Annotated in this window: 15 protein-coding genes; 10 read left to right on the plus strand and 5 right to left on the minus strand. The window is 67.5% G+C overall.

Annotation, left to right across the window (positions count from 1 at the left end; translation table 11 throughout):
* From J2W22_RS00005 to J2W22_RS00015, 3 genes are all read left to right on the plus strand, one after another.
* On the plus strand, positions 1–319 hold a 319-nt coding region (locus J2W22_RS00005), incomplete at its 5' end, for a hypothetical protein (RefSeq protein WP_307116221.1).
* A complete protein-coding gene (locus J2W22_RS00010) occupies positions 316–1,794 on the plus strand; it encodes a lipopolysaccharide biosynthesis protein (protein ID WP_307116222.1) in 1,479 nt (492 codons plus the stop codon). The genes J2W22_RS00005 and J2W22_RS00010, both read left to right, overlap by 4 nt.
* Before the next feature lie 219 nt (positions 1,795–2,013).
* A complete protein-coding gene (locus J2W22_RS00015) occupies positions 2,014–3,717 on the plus strand; it encodes a peroxidase family protein (RefSeq protein WP_307116223.1) in 1,704 nt (567 codons plus the stop codon).
* 57 nt (positions 3,718–3,774) lie between these two features.
* On the opposite strand, the gene J2W22_RS00020 is transcribed toward J2W22_RS00015, so the two are convergent.
* Positions 3,775–4,203 (minus strand): CBS domain-containing protein, encoded by a 429-nt coding sequence (locus J2W22_RS00020; RefSeq protein WP_307116224.1) that lies wholly within the window; start codon positions 4,201–4,203, stop codon positions 3,775–3,777.
* 65 nt (positions 4,204–4,268) lie between these two features.
* On the opposite strand from J2W22_RS00020, the gene J2W22_RS00025 reads away from it, so the two are divergent.
* A complete protein-coding gene (locus J2W22_RS00025) occupies positions 4,269–4,568 on the plus strand; it encodes a hypothetical protein (RefSeq protein ID WP_307116225.1) in 300 nt (99 codons plus the stop codon).
* Between the two features lie 57 nt (positions 4,569–4,625).
* Here the strand turns inward: J2W22_RS00025 and J2W22_RS00030 are convergent, their stop codons facing one another.
* From J2W22_RS00030 to hisS, 4 genes are all read right to left on the minus strand, one after another.
* Positions 4,626–5,432, minus strand: a complete 807-nt coding sequence (locus J2W22_RS00030; protein ID WP_373422922.1) for a DUF4167 domain-containing protein — start codon at positions 5,430–5,432, stop codon at positions 4,626–4,628.
* 266 nt (positions 5,433–5,698) lie between these two features.
* Entirely contained in the window at positions 5,699–6,520 is an 822-nt protein-coding gene (gene prmC, locus J2W22_RS00035; RefSeq protein WP_307116227.1) for a peptide chain release factor N(5)-glutamine methyltransferase, read from the minus strand.
* Positions 6,521–6,850: 330 nt separating this feature from the next.
* Positions 6,851–7,921, minus strand: coding sequence for a peptide chain release factor 1 (gene prfA / locus J2W22_RS00040; protein WP_307116228.1), 1,071 nt, complete (start codon positions 7,919–7,921; stop codon positions 6,851–6,853).
* Positions 7,918–9,252, minus strand: coding sequence for a histidine--tRNA ligase (hisS, locus tag J2W22_RS00045; RefSeq protein WP_307116229.1), 1,335 nt, complete (start codon positions 9,250–9,252; stop codon positions 7,918–7,920). Before hisS ends, prfA begins: the two co-directional genes overlap by 4 nt.
* A gap of 244 nt (positions 9,253–9,496) precedes the next feature.
* Here hisS and J2W22_RS00050 point away from each other — a divergent pair, with 244 nt between their 5' ends.
* The 6 genes from J2W22_RS00050 to J2W22_RS00075 all read left to right on the plus strand — a co-directional run bounded on the left by J2W22_RS00050 (position 9,497) and on the right by J2W22_RS00075 (position 19,231).
* Positions 9,497–10,708, plus strand: a complete 1,212-nt coding sequence (locus J2W22_RS00050; protein ID WP_307116230.1) for an efflux RND transporter periplasmic adaptor subunit — start codon at positions 9,497–9,499, stop codon at positions 10,706–10,708.
* A gap of 6 nt (positions 10,709–10,714) precedes the next feature.
* The gene (locus tag J2W22_RS00055) at positions 10,715–13,915 is read left to right on the plus strand and encodes an efflux RND transporter permease subunit (protein WP_307116231.1); all 3,201 of its coding nucleotides are present in this window, start codon (positions 10,715–10,717) and stop codon (positions 13,913–13,915) included.
* A complete protein-coding gene (locus tag J2W22_RS00060; protein WP_307116232.1) occupies positions 13,912–15,357 on the plus strand; it encodes an efflux transporter outer membrane subunit in 1,446 nt (481 codons plus the stop codon). The genes J2W22_RS00055 and J2W22_RS00060 overlap by 4 nt, the downstream gene beginning before the upstream one ends.
* Before the next feature lie 314 nt (positions 15,358–15,671).
* Complete coding sequence (locus J2W22_RS00065) at positions 15,672–16,454, plus strand: enoyl-CoA hydratase-related protein (protein ID WP_307116233.1); 783 nt, start codon at positions 15,672–15,674, stop codon at positions 16,452–16,454.
* 133 nt (positions 16,455–16,587) lie between these two features.
* Positions 16,588–16,953, plus strand: coding sequence for a hypothetical protein (locus tag J2W22_RS00070; protein WP_307116234.1), 366 nt, complete (start codon positions 16,588–16,590; stop codon positions 16,951–16,953).
* A gap of 94 nt (positions 16,954–17,047) precedes the next feature.
* Positions 17,048–19,231 (plus strand): TonB-dependent receptor, encoded by a 2,184-nt coding sequence (locus J2W22_RS00075; RefSeq protein WP_307116235.1) that lies wholly within the window; start codon positions 17,048–17,050, stop codon positions 19,229–19,231.
* Positions 19,232–19,250: the final 19 nt, after the last annotated feature.

Below are 19,250 nucleotides of genomic sequence, written 5' to 3' on the forward strand. Positions count from 1 at the left end.
GTTCCGTCAGGAGCACCGCGTCGGTGGAGTGGCTTCTATGCCCGACCTCCCCACCCGTCAACAGCCATTCGCAACTTTCTGTCTTTTTTTAGAAATAGAGCAAAAAACCCCAGCTTTTCCGCGGCTTCTGGCTTTTCGTGCAGGTAGCCAGAATGACGCTTCGATGACCATTCCGGCCCGAATCACCCCGAATCAGCCCCGAAAAGCGATTCGAATCGCCGAATCCGGGATACGATTTCCACCCGCGAAACTGCGCAAATCTGCGGCTATCGGCGGTTTACGGCGCATAAAGAGGAACGGGCGCATAGCGCGCACATGAGCGAACCCGTGCTGGCCACTCCGGACACCCAAGACACCAGCCTGCGCCAGCAGGTACGCAGCGCCGTGATCTGGCGCTCGGGCACGCAGATCTTCGGCCAGCTGCTGACCTGGGCATCGACCTTCATCGTCATCCGCCTGCTCGGCCCGTCCGCCTACGGCCTGTTCGCGATGACCCAGGTGATCCTGGTGCTGCTCAACATGCTCAACGGCTACGGCCTCGCCAGCGCCCTGATCCAGCGCGCGGATGCCGGCCGCCACGCGCAGCGCCAGCTGTTCGGCATGCTGATCCTGCTGAACCTGACCTTGGGCGCGATCCAGTTCCTCGCCGCCCCCGCCGCCGCGGCCTATTACCGTCAGCCCGAGGTCGCCGACCTGCTCCGCGTCCAGGCGCTGCTCTATATAGCGACGCCGTTCATCGCCCTGCCCCAGGCTTTGCTGTCCCGCGAGATGGACTTCCGCAAGCAGGCGCTGGTCAACTTCGTCTCCGCCCTGGCCGGGGCGGTCACCGCGCTCGCCGGTGCGCTCGGCGGCATGGGCGTATGGACCCTGGTCGCCGCCCCCATCGCGCTGTTCGCCACCCGCGCGATCGGCATGACCATCGCGGCACGCTCCTATATGTGGCCGAGCTTCGACTTCCGCGGCGCCGGCGACATCGCCCGCTATGGTGGAGTGATGGCGACCGGCCAGATCTTCTGGTTCGCGCAGAGCCAGGCGGACGTGTTCATCGCGGGCCGCCTGTTCGACCCGCACATGCTGGGCATCTATACGACCAGCCTGTTCCTCACCCAGATCTTCGTCTCGAAGTTCGTCCCGCCGCTCAACGAAGTCGCCTTCTCGGCCTATGCCCGGCTGAAGGACGACAAGACGGCGGTAGCCGCCGCCTTCACCCGATCGGCGCAGCTGGTGATGCTGGTCGCCATGCCCTTCTATCTCGGCATGGCCGCCACCGCCGATCCGCTGGTCGCGGTCGCGCTCGGCCCGAAATGGCTGGAGGCCGTGCCCGTCGTCCATTGGCTCGCCCTCGCCATGCCGATGATGACGCTGCAGGTGCTGTTCGCACCGGCGAGCGACGCCTGTGGCCGCCCGGGGATCAGCGCACAGAATTCGATGACCGGCGCGCTCTGCCTGCCGATCGCCTTCCTGGTCGGGGTGCACTGGGGCGTGATGGGGCTCGTCGCTGCCTGGTTCGTTGCCTATCCCGTCTATCTGGCGATCTCGACCTGGCGAACGCTGCCGGTGATCGGGGTCAGGCTCGGCGCGCTGATCGAGGCGATTGCCCCGCCGATACTCGCCGCCGCGGCGATGGCGCTGCTCGTCACCGGGCTCGACACCCTGCTCCCGCCGCTCCCCGCACTTCCGCGACTGGCGCTGCTGGTCGGCACCGGCGGCCTTGCCTATGGCGCGCTGCTGTTCCTGTTAGCGCGGCGGATGTTGGTCGAATCGATAGACCTGGTTCGTAATCGCAACGGATGACCGGCGTCGAGTCGCCAAGACTTCGATGTATAAGTTAACCCATCTAAGTCACCGTCTGAATTACGATAATATAGCCCGGTTGACTCCGAGCACGATACAAGGGCCTAATTTGCCCAGCACGGCATGACTTCGGCCATCTGGCCCGAGGATCCCCGTGCGGGGCCGCACCTGCACTTCCTCTCATGAACGCCATTCCCTGAATGGCGAATGGAGACGCGCATGCCCGACGATATCCTCACGCCCGCCCGCCCGAAAAAGTCCACCGCCCAGGCGGTACAGGACACCAAGCTGGCCAAGCAGCAGCTCAAGACCTTCTCGATCGCCTCTCGCGACACCGCATTGAAGCTGATCGCGCGCAAACCCGATCCGGAAGCGGCGCCGCCGATCCCCGAGCGCAAGATCTCGATCGACGCGCTGCGCCCGCAGACCAAGCGCTTCCACGGCGCCAAGCTGACTCTCGCCTATTTCCCCGGATCGCTGTGGCGCCCGCCCTGTGCCGACAAGTTCGGCTACCTCACCTCCAAGGCGATCCGCGACGCGACCAAGCTGCCCTTCGACCTGGCCACCCAGACGCTGCTCGGCAAGCTCGGTGACTTCATGGCCGATGTCGGACGCGGCCCAGGCGCCGATTCCACGATCCCCGCCGGCTACACCTATTTCGGCCAGTTCGTGGATCACGACATTACGCTCGACATCGCCTCGACGCTCGACACCCCGGTCGACGCGACGAAGATCCACAATATGCGCACGCCCTCGCTGGACCTCGATTCGGTCTATGCCCGCGGACCGGCGCTCGATTCCTTCCTATATGCCTTCCCCACTTCGGGGCCGCCCACTGCGGTGAAGATGCAGCTCGGCTCCAACCTGATCGACAGTGACGGCGGGCCCGGCGGCGCCGGCGGGATCGGCGCGATCAAGAAACAGCGCAATTTCGATGTGCCGCGGGTCGTAAATCCGCTCGATCCGTCGCTCACCACCAACACCGCGATCATCGGCGATCCCCGCAACGACGAGAATCTGATCGTCTCGCAGTTCCACCACACGATGCTGAAGTTCCACAACCAGGTGGTGGACGGGCTGGTGGCGACCGGCTTCTCCGGCGACATCTTCGTCGAGGCGAAGAAGATCGTGACGCACCATTATCAATGGGCGGTGGTCCACGACTTCCTGGCGCGGATCTGCGGTGCGGCTGCGGTGAGCAATGCGCTCGCCACCGTATCGGCGGCACCCAACAGCGCCTTCGCCATGCCGGTGGAGTTCGCAGTGGGCGCCTATCGCTTCGGCCACTCGATGATCCGCGAGCAATATTGGGTGAACTTCGTCCAGATCAACGCATCTCTGGGCCAGGTCTTCTCGTTCGTCCGCAGCCCCAATCTGCCGGTACGATCGAGCTGGGTGGTCGACTTCAACGCCTTCTTCACCACCGGCTTCAGCGTGCCGGTGAACAACAAGGCCAAGAAGATCGACAGCGTGATGGCTCCCGGGCTCGACACGCTGCCGGGCTTCAGCGGCCTGATGGCGATGCTGGCGACGCGCAACCTGCGCCGCGGGCTCGCCCTCGGCATGCCGAGCGGCCAGGGCGTGGCACAGCATTACGGCATCGCCCCGATGACCGCGGCGCAGATCAAGACCGGGCTGCCGGCGGGCGAGGCGACATTGCTCGACAGCAATGGCGGCATCCTGCTGAGCAAGACGCCGCTCTGGTATTATGTGCTGCGCGAAGCGGCGGTGCTGAATGGCGGCAACCAGTTGGGCCCGGTGGGCGCGCGGGTGGTCGCCGAGACGTTCGTCCGGATGCTGAAGCGCAATCCGGACTCGTTCCTCAATGTCAGCGGCGGTTTCACGCCCGGTCTGCCTGCGGCAACGCCGGGCGACTTCACCGTCGCCGACCTGGTCAACTTCGCGGGTGTGACGGTTCCCTGATCACTCGCCTCCCAGGGGGCCGCCGTCCGACTTCTTCCGGGCGGCGGCCTTCCTGCGTCAGACCGCCTGGATATAGGCGCGCATCGCATCGGCTTCGGATTCGATGCGCTCGATCCGGTACTTCACCAGATCGCCGATCGAGACGAGGCCGATACAGGTGCCGCCTTCGACCACCGGCAGATGGCGGATGCGCCGCCGCGTCATCAGCGCGAGCGCGCCGAGCACCGATTCGCTCGGCGGGACGGTGATCGCCGGGGCGGTCATCACCTCGCTTACCTTGCGCTGGAGCGCGGCGGGACCGTCGCGCTCGAGGCAATGGATCACGTCACGTTCGGAAAAGATGCCGGCCACTGCGCTGCCGGACATCACGGGCACGGCGCCGATGCGCCGGGCCGAGAGCAATGCGACCGCATCGGCGACGGTCGCGTCGCCCTCGATCGAGATCACCTCGCGCCCTTTTCCCCCCAGGATTGCTGCGATGGTCACCGCTCGACTCCTCATTCGGGTTGAGGCGGTTGAGTCTCCCACACAAAGACCCCAATTGCAAAAGAATGGATGCGCCCCAGGGCCTCGACGATCCCGACTATGCCGCCTTTGCCTGGGCGCGCTATCGCCGCGTCCTGGGCTGGATGGCGCTGGTCGCGCTGGCGACCGCGATCCTCTGCGTGCTGATCCTCTGGCACTGGCTGGGCTGGCTCAACTTCACCATCGCCTTCGCCACCGGACTGGGGGTGTTCTTCACCATCCTGCTCGGCGCCGCGCTGATGGGGCTGATGTTCCTGAGCTCGGGCACCGGGCACGATGCGCAGGTGGAGGACCGGGTCAGCCCCGAAATAGACATCGGCGACTGAGCTCTCGCCCAGCCGCCGATCCTGTTGCTTATTCTATAGTAGCGAAGCGCGTGCCGTTCAGGCGGTCGCTTCGGCGTCCTTGCGGGCGCGGGTGCGGCGCGGCTTCTTGGCCGGCTCTTCCGCTTCCGCGGCAGGAGCCGCGTCGCTCACGCCGATGGCAGGCGGGAGCACCGCTGCGTCGAGCGCATGGCTTTCCTCGGCCTGGGCTTCCTCGCGGCGCGGACGGCGGGCGCGGGGCGCACGCTCTTCACGCGGGGCACGCTCCTCACGGGGCGGGCGGGCTTCGCGGGGGGCACGCGCCTCGCGGGGCGCCTGCTCTTCGCTCGCGTCGGTCGCTTCGACCTCAGCCTCGGCGGCATGGCCGTTGGCATAGCCATTGGCGTGACCGTTGCGCTCCTGGCGCTCGCGGCGGGGCTGACGCTCCTGGCGGTCCTCGCGGTCGCCACGATCGCGGCCCTGGCGCTCGTCACGCTCGCGGCGCGGCTGCTGCTGGACACGCTGCTCGGGCTGGTCCTCGCCATCCTCGGCGCGGTTGCCATCGGCCTCGATGTCGAAATCCTCGTCATCGCCGTCGAAATCGTCGCGCTGGCGGCGCTGCTGGTTCTGCTCCTCGAAGCGCGAGCGGCTCTCGCTCAGCACGCGGAAATAATGGTCCGCGAACTGGAGATAATATTCGGTGTTGACCCGATCGCCCTGCATCTGGGCGTCGCGCGCCAGATTCTTGTACTTCTCGAGCAGCTGGGCGGCGTTGCCGCGGGCACGGTTGTCGATGCGATTCCCGTTACCCTGGCCGGCGTTGCCACCCTGGCGCTGCTGCTGCCCGCCACGACCACGACGGCGGCCGGCCTGACGATTGTTCATCAAGGTCTGTATGTCCTGTCTTGTTTACGCTGTCCGTCGGTCCAATTCCTGGGTCCCGGATGCAGTTTACAAATGCGCGTCAACGCCTCGGGAGGCGCAGTTCGCCTGCCATGGCCACCGGACTGCAGCGGCTATCATGACCTGAATTGGGGCTGTGCTTTTCACGGCCCAAGTTTCAACGGCTTGGTTGAAAGTGCCCTACCCCGTCGCTGTCTTAGCCGGTGCAGCACCAATGTCCAAGCAGAAATATGTGTCGCTTTCGCGTCATTTCAAGAGAGGAGCAGTGCGCGAGGCCGCCCTCCAAGGTCCTTATAGAGAGTCACTGCGAAACCTCCATTACGGGCAATCGCGGATACCGATTCTGCCTGGGTCCAGCCGATCTCCAGCACCGCCGCGCCGCCGGGCGCGAGCAGGCGGCGCAGATCGGGGATGATCCGGCGATAATCGTCGAGCCCCTCGGGGCCGGCGAAGAGCGCCGAGCCGGGTTCATAGGCACGGACCTGCTCGGGAAGCGGCTCGCCGGTGCCGATATAAGGCGGGTTGGCGAGGACCAGGTCGAAGCGGCCGTCCAGGCCGCTGGTCCAGTCGCCCAGCTTGAACCGGGCGCGGTCGTCCATCTCGAGATTCTCGGCATTGATCCCGGCATAATCGAGCGCCTTCTCCGACGCATCGATGCCCAGCCCATGCGCCTCCGGCCATTCAGCGAGCGCGGCCAGCAGCAAGGTGCCGGGGCCGGTGCCGAGATCGAGGATGCGGGCCGGCGTGCGCGCGCCGAAATATTCGATCGCCGCCTCGATCAGCGTCTCGCTGTCGGGCCGCGGGATCAGCACGCCGGGACCGACCGCCAGCTCGATCGTCCAGAAGGCGCGGCTGCCGGTGATATAGGCGACGGGTTCGTGCGCCAGGCGGCGCTGGATCAGGGCCTCCAGCGCCTCGGGCGCCGGAGCGTCGAGATGGCGCAGGATCATCGATTCGCGGGTGGTGCCCAACGCATGCGCCATCAGCAGCTCGGCATCGAGGCGAGGGGAGTCGGAGACGGGTTCGAGGCGACGGGCGGCTTCGCTGAGGGCGTCGCGGACGTTGTCGCTCACCACCGGGCCTCCCCGGGGCGCCCGGCCGAAAAATGTTGAATCTCTTGATACTCCACGCGGGTGCGGGAGAGGCGCGGAGTCAGCGGGTCGATCGGGATTTGCGCGGTGCAAGTCATGCCGGAACCGAAGCAGAAGATTTCCAACATTGCCAGAGCCGGGGGCATTGGCATCCGGTACTCCCCTCCCTGCAAGGGAGGGATTGGGGGTGGGTTGCGAGCGAAGCGAGCCCAGCAAGACGGTCAGTGGAAAACAGAAGAGGCCGGGCATCGAGCCCGGCCTCTTCTAACCCACCCCTAGCCCCTCCCTTGCAGGGAGGGGAACAGAAAGGCGTCAGCCGTCGAGCTGCGCCAGCCGGTCGGCTTCGTCCTGGGCGATCAGCGCGCCGATCAGCTCGTCGAGCTCGCCTTCCATCACTTCGGGCAGGCGGTGGAGGGTCAGGTTGATGCGATGATCGGTCACCCGGCCCTGGGGGAAGTTGTACGTCCGGATGCGCTCCGAACGGTCGCCCGAGCCGACCATCGAGGCGCGCGCGCCGGAGCGCTCGGAGGCCAGCCGGTCGCGCTCACGCTCGTAGAGGCGGGTGCGCAGCACCTTCATCGCCTTGGCCTTGTTCTTGATCTGCGAGCGCTCGTCCTGCTGGATGACGATAGTACCCGTCGGAAGGTGCGTGATGCGCACCGCCGAATCGGTGGTGTTGACGCCCTGCCCGCCCGGGCCCGAGGCCCGGAAGATATCGATGCGCAGATCCTTGTCGTCGATCTTGATGTCGGCGTCCTCGGCCTCGGGCAGCACCGCCACCGTCGCCGCCGAGGTGTGGATGCGACCGCCCGCCTCGGTCGCCGGCACGCGCTGGACGCGGTGGACGCCGCTCTCGAACTTGAGCTTGGCGAACACGCCCACGCCGGTGACGCTGAGCACGACTTCCTTGTAGCCGCCGAATTCGGAATCGGAGGCGGAGATCAGCTCGATCTTCCAGCCCATCCGATCGGCATAGCGCTGGTACATGCGCAGCAGGTCGCCGGCGAACAGCGCGGCTTCGTCGCCGCCGACGCCGGCGCGGATCTCGAGCATCGCCGGGCGGGCATCGGCCGCGTCCTTGGGCAGCAGCGAAAGCGCCAGACCACGCTCGGCAGCGGCCAGCGCCTGTTCGTTGGCGTGGAGTTCCTCCGCCGCCAGCGCACGCAGCTCGTCATCCGGCTCCTGCGCCATCAGCGCGAGCGATTCGGCCTCGGTGCGCAGCCGGCGGACTTCGCCGGCGGCCAGCGCCACCGGCTCGATCTCGGCATATTCCTTGGAGACGGCGACGAACCGGTCACCCGACAGGTCGCCGGTCGCCATCTGCGCCTGCAACTCGTCGCGCCGCGCCTCGATCGCGGCAATGCGGTCGGCGGGGATCTTCATTCGGAAGCTGCCCCGCCACGCGCCAGTCGCTCCGCCAGTGGCGGCGCGGCTTCATCCAAAGCCTCGCTGGACTCGTCTTCGAACAACAGGTCGAAAACGCCTTGAGGAATCCAGCTGAGAGACATGGGTGCCTGCTCGCCGGTCTTGAGCGATTTGATGGTCACTTCGCCCCGTGCGAGTTCGTCGTCTCCCAGGATCAGGACGTAGCGCGCGCCAGCGGCGTCGGCACGCTGCATGCGCTTCTTCATGTTGCCGCGAAAACCCATGTCCGCCGAAACGCCGGCGCGACGAAGATCGGCAACAATGCCCTGCGCGCGCAGGGCCGCGGCGTCACCCATCGGGATCACAACGGCATCGACACCATCCGACTCCGGCTCCTCGATCATCATCGCCAGCCGTTCGACGCCGGCCGCCCAGCCCACGCCCGGGGTCTCGGGGCCGCCGAGATTGCCGACCAGCCCGTCATAGCGGCCACCGGCCAGCACGGTGCCCTGGGCGCCGAGGCGGTCGGTGACGAATTCGAACGCGGTGTGGCGATAATAGTCGAGCCCGCGCACGAGGCGCGAGTTGCGCGTCCAGGCGACGCCGGCGGCATCGAGCCCGTCGGTCACTGCCTTGAAGAAGGCCGCGGCGTCCTCGGTCAGGTACGCGTCGATGTCCGGCGCGCTGTCGGCGATCGGGCGGTCCTTGGGATCCTTCGAATCGAGGATGCGCATCGGGTTCTTCTCGAGCCGGACGAGGCTGTCCTCGCTCAGCTGGTCCCGGTGCGCCTCGAAATGTGCGACCAGCGCGGTGCGCCAGGCGTCACGCGTTTCTGCGTCACCCAGGGTATTGAGCTGGAGCGTCACGCCCTCGATGCCGAGGTCGCGCAGGAGCTGGTCGGCGAGCACGAGCAACTCGACATCGGCAGCGGGCTCGGCCGCGCCGATGATCTCGGCGTCGAGCTGGTGGAACTGGCGGAAGCGGCCCTTCTGGGGACGCTCGTAGCGGAACACCGGGCCCGAGGTGACCAGCTTGATCGGCGCGTACTGCTGCCAGCCCTCGGTGATGTACGCGCGGCAGATGCCGGCGGTGAATTCGGGGCGCAGCGTGATCAGATCGCCGCCCTTGTCCTCGAAGGTGTACATCTCCTTCGAGACGACGTCCGAGGTCTCGCCCATCGAGCGGGCGAACACGCCCGTCGCCTCGAACACCGGGATGTCGACCCGCTGGAAGCAATAGAGTTTGCGGACGGAATCAAAGGTTTCGAGAACATGCGCGAACCTGCGCTGCTCTTCGCCGAAGATGTCCTGGGTGCCGCGGATGCGGTTGGGCGTTTCGATGCGTGCCATATTGGCGCGCGCCAATAGGCCTCTTCCCTCGCCGTCGCAACGCGAAAGCCCATGGCGATAGGGAACAGCGTCATAACGTGGCAATTGTTGCACCGGGCAAGCATATGGTGGAAACCTGCCCTGCACCGGGACTTAGTTTCGCGTTTCCCGGATATTTCTTGTGTTGCGCCTGTTCAGGGCGCTGCCCAAGAGCGTTTCCGCACAGAACCGCGCCCGAGTCGGCGCCTTGATCCGGGTTGAACACTTGCACCGAATCACCCCTGGCGGCTCCCGCCTTCCTGCCTTCGCACTGCTTTCCGCCACGCTGATTCTCGCTTCCTGCGGGAGCGGCAGCCAGACCGCACAGAAAAAGGGCGCGGGCGGACCGCCGCAAGTGGGCTTCGTGGTGGTGCAGCCGGGCGAGGTGCCCGTGGTCGCCGAGCTGACCGGCCGGGTGAACCCCTATCAGGTCGCCGAGATCCGCCCGCAGGTGGCCGGCATCATCCGCAAGCGCTTCTTCGCCGAGGGCTCGATCGTCCGCCAGGGCCAGACGCTCTACCAGATCGACCCGAGCCTCTATGCGGCGAGCGTCGCCGAGGCATCGGCCAGCCTGCAGAATGCCCGTGCCAATGCCGAGGCGGCGCGGATCAAGGCCGATCGCTACAAGCCGCTGGCCGAGGCCGAGGCGGTTTCGAAGCAGGACTATACCGACGCCGTCGCCGCCGCCCGCCAGGCGAACGCGCAGATCGCCCAGAGCGGCGCGCAGCTGCAGACCGCGAAGATCAACCTGAACTTCACCCGGGTGCCCGCGCCGATCACCGGCCGCATCGGCCGCTCGCTGTTCACCGAAGGCGCGCTGGTCACCAACAACCAGGCCGATCCGCTGGCGGTGATCCAGCGGCTCGACCCGATCTTCGTCGATATCCAGCAATCGAGCACCGAGCTGCTCGCGCTGCGCCGCGCGCTCGCCCAGCAAGGCGTCGTCCCGGGCAGCGCCAGCGTGCGCGTCAAGCTGGAGGACGGCAGCGAGTACGGCACGACCGGCACCGTCGAATTCTCCGAAGTGGTGGTCGATCAGAGCACCGGCACGGTGACGCTGCGCGCCCGCTTCGCCAATCCCGACGGGCTGTTGCTGCCCGGCATGTTCGTCCGCGCGGTCTTCACCCAGGCGATCGACACCCGTGCCTTCCTGGTGCCGCAGCAGGCGGTGTCGCGCGACGGCAGGGGCGACGCCCAGCTCTGGGTGGTCGGCGCCAACAACAAGGCCGAGCGCCGCAACGTGACCGCGGACCGCACCCAGGGCGCCTATTGGGTCATCACCAAGGGGCTCAACCCCGGCGACAAGGTGATCACCCAGGGCATCGCGAACCTGAAGCCCAATGCCGATATCCGCCCGGTCCCGGCCGACACGCCGCAGAAGATCGAGGCGCCCCGCAAGGGCCAGGGCACCGGCGCATCCAAGTCGAAGGGCGGCTAAGCCACTATGTCCCGCGTATTCATCGATCGCCCGATCTTCGCCTGGGTGATCGCGATCATCACCATGCTGATGGGCCTGGGCGCGGTCTTCTCGCTGCCCATCGCGCAATATCCGGACATCGCCCCGCCCCAGGTCAATATCCGCGCCACCTATCCCGGCGCGTCGGCGGAGACGGTGCAGAATTCGGTGACGCAGATCATCGAGCAGAACCTGACCGGCATCGACGGGCTGCTCTATTTCAGCTCCTCCTCGACCTCGCGCGGGCAGGTGACGATCAGCGCGACCTTCGACAAGGGCACCGATCCCGACATCGCCCAGGTCCAGGTGCAGAACCAGGTGCAGCAGGCGCTGTCCCGCCTGCCCAACCAGGTGCAGCAGCAGGGCGTGCGCGTCACCAAGTCGAACCCGGACACGCTGCTGCTCGTCGGCGTCTATGACGAGACCGACAAGCGCACCAACCGCGACGTCTCCGACTGGCTCTCGTCCAACCTGCAGGACACGCTGTCGCGCCTGCCGGGCGTGGGCGACGTCAACGTGTTCGGCTCCCCCTATGCGATGCGCATCTGGCTCAACCCGGCGAGCCTGGCGAGCTATGGCCTGATGCCGAGCGACGTGGTGACGGCGATCACCAACCAGAATACCGAGATCGCGGCGGGCGAGATCGGCGGCCAGCCCCAGCCGAACACGCAGATGCTCAACGCGACGGTGACTGCCCAGTCGCGGCTGCAGACGCCCGAGCAGTTCGCCAAGATCATCCTCAAGACCCAGACCAACGGCGCGCACGTCCTGCTGAAGGACGTTGCCCGCATCGAGCTGGGCGCGGAGAACTACAACGCCGTCAGCCGCGTCAACGGCCATCCCGGCTCGGGCATCGCGATCAGTACCTCGCCCGGTGCCGACGCGCTGAAGACCGCCGACCTGGTCAAGGCGACCGTGGCGGAAGCGGCCAAGGAATTCCCCGAAGGCCTGAACTACGCCTACGCCAACGACACCACCGAGTTCATCAAGCTCTCGATCGAGGAAGTGGTGAAGACGCTGGTCGAGGCGATCATCCTCGTCGTCATCGTGATGTTCGTGTTCCTGCAAAGCTGGCGCGCGACTCTGGTGCCGATGATCGCGGTGCCGGTGGTGCTGCTCGGCACCTTCGCGGTGTTCTATGCGCTCGGCTATTCGATCAACACGCTGACCTTGTTCGGGCTGGTGCTGGTGATCGGCCTGCTCGTCGACGACGCGATCGTCGTGGTCGAGAATGTCGAGCGGCTGATGGAGGAAGACCCCGAGCTCACCCCGCGCGAGGCGACGATCAAGTCGATGGACCAGATCCAGATCGCGCTGGTGGCGATCGCGCTGGTGCTGTCGGCGGTGTTCCTGCCGATGGCGTTCTTCGGCGGATCGACCGGCGTGATCTATCGACAATTCTCTGTGACGATCGTCTCGGCGATGATCCTGTCGGTACTGGTCGCGCTGATCCTCAGCCCGGCGCTCACCGCCACCGTGCTCAAGCGCAAGCAGGACATGGCCAAGCCCGGCAGCGGCTGGTTCGCGCGCCGCGTGCCGTTCATCGGCAACGGCTTCCGCAAGGGTACCGAGAAGTTCAACCAGGGCTTCGAGTGGACGATCGATCGCTACACGCGGACGATCTCCTATGTCGTCGATCGCAAGTGGATCTTCCTGCTGATCTACCTGCTGGTCTGCGCGGTGCTGGTGCTGATGTTCTACCGCCTGCCCACCGGCTTCCTGCCGACCGAGGACCAGGGCGCGGCCAGCGTCCAGTTCCGCCTGCCCGCCGGCGCGACCCAGGCGCGCACGCAGGAGGTGCAGCTGGCGGTCGAGAAATACCTGACCGGGCCCGAGGGCAAGAACGTCAAGACGCTGTTCACGGTGACCGGCGGCGGCGGTGGCGGCGGCGCCAGCGGCCAGAATACCGGCCAGGGCTTCGTCAACTTCGTCCCCTGGGACGACCGCCCGGGCAAGGAGAACGGTGCCGACGCGATCGTCCAGCGCGCGGCCGGCGCCTTCCGCAACTTCCGCGACGCCCAGGTCTTCGCGCTGGTGCCCCCCGCGATCCGCGGGCTCGGCCAGTCGAACGGTTTCACGCTCGAGCTGCAGAATGCCAGCGGCATGTCGCGCGACGACTTCGTCGCCGCCCGCGACAAGCTGCTCGCCGCGGCCAATGCCGATCCGGACCTGCAGGCGGTGCGCCTGTCGGACCTGCCCGACGTGTCGACGCTCAACATCCAGATCGACCAGGAGAAGCTGGCGGCGCTCGGCCTCACCCAGGCCGACGTCAACAACACGCTGTCGACCGCCTGGGGCGGTCGCTACGTCAACGACTTCATCGATCGCGGCCGCGTGAAGCGCGTCTATGTCCAGGGCGATGCGCCCTATCGCGCCGAGCCGCAGAACCTCAGCGACTGGTTCGTGCGCGGCAGCGACGGCAAGATGACCCCCTTCTCGTCCTTCGCGACGATCGGCTGGTCGACCGCGCCGACCACCGTCTCGCGCTTCCAGGGCATCTCGGCCTTCGAGTTCCAGGGCCAGCCGGCGCCGGGCAAGAGCTCGGGCGACGCGATGAGGCGGATGGAAGAGCTCGCCTCGCAGATCCCGGGCACCAGCGTCTCCTGGGCCGGCCTCTCCTATCAGGAGCGGCTCGCGGGCGGGCAGGCACCCTTGCTCTACGGCGTCTCGCTGCTGATCGTGTTCCTCTGCCTCGCCGCGCTCTATGAGAGCTGGTCGATCCCGGTCGCTGCGATGCTCGTCGTGCCGCTCGGCCTGATCGGCGCGGTGTTCGCAGTGAGCCTGCGCGGGCTGCAGAACGACGTGTACCTGCAGATCGGCCTGCTCACGACCATGGGCCTGGCGGTGAAGAACGCGATCCTGATGATCGAGTTCGCCGAGCGCGCCGAGAAGGAAGGCAAGCGGGTGATCGACGCCGCACTCGAAGCCGCGCGCATCCGCTTCCGCCCGATCGTGATGACGAGCCTCGCCTTCATCTTCGGCGTGCTGCCGCTGGCGATCTCGACCGGCGCCGGCGCCAACAGCCGCATCGCGATCGGCACTGCCGTGATCGGCGGCATGCTGACCGCGCTGATCCTCGCCATCTTCTACATCCCGCTGTTCTTCGTGCTCGTCCGCCGCGGCGTGCGCGATTCGCTCAAGGCGGTGCGCGAGCGGATGGGCCGCAACAAGCCGGAGGCGCAGGCATGAAGCGCGCAGTCCTCACCCTGATGCTGGGCAGCGCGCTGGCCGGCTGCTCGATGGATCCCAAGCTGGAGATGCCGGCGGCGCCGGTGCCGCCGAGCTGGCCGGTGGGCGACGCCTATCTGAAGGCGAACGAAGCCGCGCTGCCGACGGTGACCTATCAGGAGATCTTCCGCGATCCCCGGCTGCAAAAGCTGATCGAAACGGCGCTGGCCAATAATCGCGACCTGCGCATCGCCGCCGCCAATATCGCGGCGGCACGCGCCCAGTACCGCATCCAGCGTGCCGACCGGCTGCCCGAGCTCGACGCCGGTGCCGGCGCGACCGTGTCCCACGGCAGCAGCACCGGCGCGGCGACCGCGGGCAGCAGCGGGACGCGCACCAGCTTCTCGGGCGATCTCAGCATCCCGGCGTTCGAGCTCGACCTGTTCGGCCGCGTCGCCTCGCTCACCCGCGCCGAGCAGGACCGCTGGTTCGCCACCGAAGCGGCAGCGCGTGCCACGCGGCTCACGCTGATCGGCGACATCGCCTCGGCCTGGCTCAACCATGCCGCGGACGCGAGCCTGCTCAAGATCGCGCAGGACACCGCGGCCAATGCCGAGCGCTCGGTCAAGCTCACCGACCTGCGACTGAAAGGCGGCATCGCCCCGCGCACCGACCTGGCCCAGGCGCAGCAGACCCTGGCCAGCGCCCAGTCCGACGTCGCCTCCCAGACCACGGCAGTGGCGCAGGACGTCAATGCGCTGCGGCTGCTCGTCGGCGCCGAGATCGATCCCACCCTGCTCTCCCCGGCAATCGAGGAAGCGGCGCCGACTGTCGCCGAGCTGCCCGCCGGAGTCGATTCGGGCGTACTGCTCCGCCGGCCAGACGTGGTGCAGGCCGAGTACACGCTGCGCGCCGCCAATGCCGAGATCGGGGCGGCGCGCGCCGCGCTGTTCCCGCGCATCTCGCTGACCGGGCTGCTCGGCTTCGCCAGCGACGCGCTGACCGGGCTCTTCTCGGGCAATGGCTTCCACTGGTCTGGCGGGGCGAGCGGCAGCTATCCGATCTTCAACGCCGGCGCCGGCCGTGCGGGCGTGCAGGCAAGCGAGGCGCAGCGCGACGCGGCACTCGCCACCTATGAGAAGTCGATCCAGACCGCCTTCCGCGAAGTCGCCGACGCGCTCGCCCGGCGCGGCACGATCGACGACCAGCTCAAGGCCGACACCGCCAACCTGGCCGCGGCGCAGGACAATTATCGCCTGTCCGAGGCGCGCTATCGCGGCGGGATCGACAATTTCCTGGCGAACCTGGTGGCGCAGCGTTCCTACTACACCGCGCAGCGCGGGCTGGTGAACACGCGGCTGGTCGAGGCGACCAACCTGGTGACTTTGTACCGCACGCTGGGGGGCGATTCGCTGCTGACCGCGACGGCGAACGGGCCGCAGCCGGTGGCGCCCGCGCCCTAGTTCCTTGCTTTTCCTCTTGCTGCTCCCCGGCGAAGGCCGGGGCCCAGTTGCCATGTCGTTCGAGAGGTTTGGCCGCACTATCAAGCTGCGCCGAGACTGGGCCCCGGCCTTCGCCGGGGAGCTGTCAGGCCGATAGCCCAGCCTGTTTATCGACACGCCCCAAATCGCCGGCGATTCGGCAGAGAAACCTGGGCCCCGGCTTTCGCCGGGGAGCTGGTTGGCTGCACCCGCCGCTGCCCTAGGGTAATTCCGCCCACCCTTTTCCCCCTCTCCACACCCCGCTATCGGTTGCGAAGCGAAACGGGAGTGGAAGCATGGCCTACGAGACGATCCTGACCGAGCGCGCCGGCGATGTGCTGGTGATCACGCTCAACCGGCCCGATCGCCTCAACGCCGCGCCGCCGGCGATGTTCGACGAAATCCGCGACGCGCTTGGTAATCTGGGCGACTCCCGTGCGGTGCTGTTCCAGGGCGCCGGCCGCGCCTTCTGCTCGGGCGCCGATGTGGCGAGCGGCGCGCTTGCCTCGGCCGATCCCGGCAACGCCACCCATGCGGCACTAACCGATCATTACAACCCGACGATCCTGGCGGTGACCCGGCTGGGCGTGCCCGTGGTCAGCGCGGTGCGCGGCGCTGCCGCCGGCATCGGCTGCAGCCTCGCGCTGGCCGCCGATTTCTGCGTGGCGAGCGACACCGGCTATTTCCTCCAGGCCTTCGTCAATATCGGGCTGGTCCCCGATGGCGGCGCGACCTGGCTGCTGCCGCGCCTGGTCGGCCGCGCCCGTGCTGCCGAGATGATGATGCTCGGCGAGAAGCTGCCCGCGGTGAAGGCGCGCGACTGGGGGCTGGTCCACAGCGTCGTCTCGGACGAGCAGCTCGAGCATGAGGCGCTGGCGCTCGCCACCCGGCTTGCCGCCGGCCCTACCCAGGCGCTCGGCATGATCCGCCGCGGCATCGGCCAGGCGCTCGAGCTGTCGCTGGAAGAGGCACTGGCGATGGAAGCCAATCACCAGCGCAGCGCGCGCGGCACCGCCGATTCGATGGAGGGCGGCCTGGCCTTCCTCCAGAAGCGGAAGCCCAGCTTCACCGGCAAATAAACCCCGGGAGTGCGGCCCTCGGCCGCGATCCGCGCTTGATTGACGTTACAATGTAACATATCAGGCCCCGATAGACGAAAGAGGGTAGTTTCTGGTGTTGGGTAGCAGGCAGCGCGAAAGCGGAGGGTGGCGGTTGCGCCACCTGTCCGGTCGCGTGCGCGCCCTGTTCCTCGCGCTGCTGCTGTCCTTCTGCTGGCAGAGCCTGGTCGTCCAGACGCACCAGCATCTCGATCCGGTCCGCCTGGCCGGACTGGCGCTCACCGCATCCGAAGAGGTGCAGGCGCCTGGCAAGCAGGTTCCCGCGGACCTGCCGGCCAACTGCCCGCTCTGCCGCGAGATGGCGACCGCCGGCGCCTATCTGCTGCCGACGCCCATCGCGCTCGCGGCACCGGAAGCGACCAGCTTCCACTTCACACCGACGTCGCTCGACGCCCTGACGCTGCTGCCGCCGGCCCGCGGCTGGCAGAGCCGCGCACCCCCGCTCCGCTTCCAGGCCTGAGGACTCCACTCGCGAAGAGAGGCGCGTATCCGCGCGCCCATGCGCCGTGGAGTCCCTGATCCCCAAAAGACCAAGGTTCCTGGAGCAAGTTTTCATGCGTCATCTGTTTCTGCTGAGCGCCGCCACGATCGCGCTCGCCCTCCCCGCCGTCGCCCATGCCGCCGGCCCCGACACCGCCGCCCCCGCCGACACCGCCAAGGCAGCCCCTGCCGATGCGCCCGCCGACGGGCAGAGCACGACCGGCAACCATGGCGACGAGATCGTCGTCACCGGCCTGCTCAACCAGAGCGAGAAGGACGTGCTGGCCGGCACCTCGATCGTCTCGGGCGAAGAGCTGACCCGCGACCTGCGTCCGAGCATCGGCGAGACGCTGGCGCGTCAGCCGGGCGTCTCCGCCACCTCGTTCGGCCCGACCGCCTCGCGCCCGATCCTGCGCGGCTTCCAGGGCGAGCGCGTCCGCGTGCTGACCGACGGCATCGGATCGATCGACGTGTCGAACACCTCGGTCGACCATGCGGTGGTGATCAACCCGCTGCTCGCGGAGCGCGTCGAGGTGCTGCGCGGCCCGTCCGCCCTGCTCTACGGCTCCTCGGCGATCGGCGGCGTGGTCAATGTGATCGACACTCGCATCCCGCGCAGCGTGCCGGAGAATGGCTACCGCTTCGATGCGATCGGCAGCTATGGCTCGGCGGCGAAGGAGCGCTCGGTCGGCGGCGCCGGTGACGTCGCGGTCACCGACAAGCTCGTGCTCCATGCCGACGGCTCCTACCTCAAGAGCGACGACCTGCATGTCGGCGGCTATGTGCTGACCCCCGAGGCACGCGCCCAGGCGCTGGCCGCAGCCGCCGGCCCGACCACGCCGGACGATCCCGACTTCGCCGCGACCGCCGCGCTGAAGAACACCCTGCCCAACAGCTTCGCCAAGACCTGGACGGCGGGCGTCGGCGCGTCGATCATCACCGACACCGGCAGCCTAGGCATCTCGTACAGCCATTATGACAGCTTCTACGGCGTGCCGATCCGCTACGCGCTCGCCTCGGGCGAGGAGCAGGAGGCGCCGCGGCTGAGCCTGGTCCAGAACCGCTTCGACCTGCGCGGCGAAGTCGATACCGGCGGCGGCTTCCTCAAGCAGATCCGCCTGCGCGCCGGCTATGCCAATTACCGCCATTTCGAGCTGGAGGAAGACGGCTCGATCGGGACCGCCTTCTACAACAAGGGCATCGAGGGCCGGCTCGAGCTGGTCCAGGCCAATCGCGGCGGCTGGAGCGGCGCATCGGGCGTGCAGTTCTTCAACCGCGACTTCAACGTGGTCGGCGACGAGGCCTTCCTGCCGAAGAACTCGACTCAGCAGATCGGCCTCTTCACCCTGCAGCAGTTCGATTTCGGCGCGCTGCGGGCCGAGGGCGGCCTGCGCTACGAGATGACCACCCAGCAGGCCAACCCGATCGACGGCGACCTGCGCTTCTTCTCGGGCAAGCGCAACTTCAATGCGCTCTCCGGCTCGGCGGGCCTGTCCTATGCGCTGGCCGACGGCGTGCGGATCGGCGTGAACCTGTCGCGCACCGAGCGCGCGCCTTCGGCCGAGGAGCTGTTCGCCCGCGGCGGCCATGCCGGCACGCAGAGCTGGGAGCTGGGCAGCCCGGACTTCGGGCTGGAGAAGTCCTGGGGCCTGGAAGGCTCGCTGCACGTCCACAAGGACGGCTTCAGCCTCGACGCATCGGCCTATTACAACTGGTTCTCCAACTACATCTCCGAGAACCAGGTCGATCCGGCGATCTGCCAGGCGGCCGCGGCGCCGAGCGGGCGTGACGTCGACCTGCCCTGCTTCCAGTTCCAGCAGGCGGCGGCCCGCTATTACGGGTTCGAGGCCGATGCCTCGTTCCGCGTCGCCAAGATCGGCGGCACCGCGATCAACGTCGATGCGCTGGGCGACTATGTCCATGCCAACATCGTCGACGAGGGCCCGGTGCCGCGCATCCCGCCGATGCGCGTGCTCGGCGGGATCGAGGCGCAGTCGGACCGGGTGACCGGCCGCGTCGAGGCCGAGCATGTCTTCGAGCAGGACCGGATCGCCGCGTTCGAGACGCCGACCAGCGACTATACCCTGGTCAACGCCTCGATCGCCTTCCGGCCGATCCCGGGCAACCAGAAGATCTCGCTGCTGCTCAGCGCCAACAACATCTTCGATGTCGATGCGCGACGCCATTCGAGCTTCCTGAAGGACTTCGCCCCGCTGGCGGGTCGCGACCTGCGCGCGACGGTGCGCGTCGGCTTCTAAGGCCGGGAAGCGGGAGCGG

Origin of the sequence: Sphingomonas kyeonggiensis (genome assembly GCF_030812785.1) — a bacterium.
GTDB lineage: Bacteria > Pseudomonadota > Alphaproteobacteria > Sphingomonadales > Sphingomonadaceae > Sphingomonas > Sphingomonas kyeonggiensis_B.

Bases quoted from the DNA above. Each gene is read 5' to 3' on its own strand.
- J2W22_RS00010 (WP_307116222.1), top strand. From the start codon at position 316: ATGAGCGAACCCGTGCTGGCCACTCCGGACACCCAAGACACCAGCCTG.
- J2W22_RS00015 (WP_307116223.1), top strand. From the start codon at position 2,014: ATGCCCGACGATATCCTCACGCCCGCCCGCCCGAAAAAGTCCACCGCC.
- J2W22_RS00025 (WP_307116225.1), top strand. From the start codon at position 4,269: ATGGATGCGCCCCAGGGCCTCGACGATCCCGACTATGCCGCCTTTGCC.
- prfA (WP_307116228.1), bottom strand. From the start codon at position 7,921: ATGAAGATCCCCGCCGACCGCATTGCCGCGATCGAGGCGCGGCGCGAC.
- hisS (WP_307116229.1), bottom strand. From the start codon at position 9,252: ATGGCACGCATCGAAACGCCCAACCGCATCCGCGGCACCCAGGACATC.
- J2W22_RS00055 (WP_307116231.1), top strand. From the start codon at position 10,715: ATGTCCCGCGTATTCATCGATCGCCCGATCTTCGCCTGGGTGATCGCG.
- J2W22_RS00060 (WP_307116232.1), top strand. From the start codon at position 13,912: ATGAAGCGCGCAGTCCTCACCCTGATGCTGGGCAGCGCGCTGGCCGGC.
- J2W22_RS00065 (WP_307116233.1), top strand. From the start codon at position 15,672: ATGGCCTACGAGACGATCCTGACCGAGCGCGCCGGCGATGTGCTGGTG.
- J2W22_RS00075 (WP_307116235.1), top strand. From the start codon at position 17,048: ATGCGTCATCTGTTTCTGCTGAGCGCCGCCACGATCGCGCTCGCCCTC.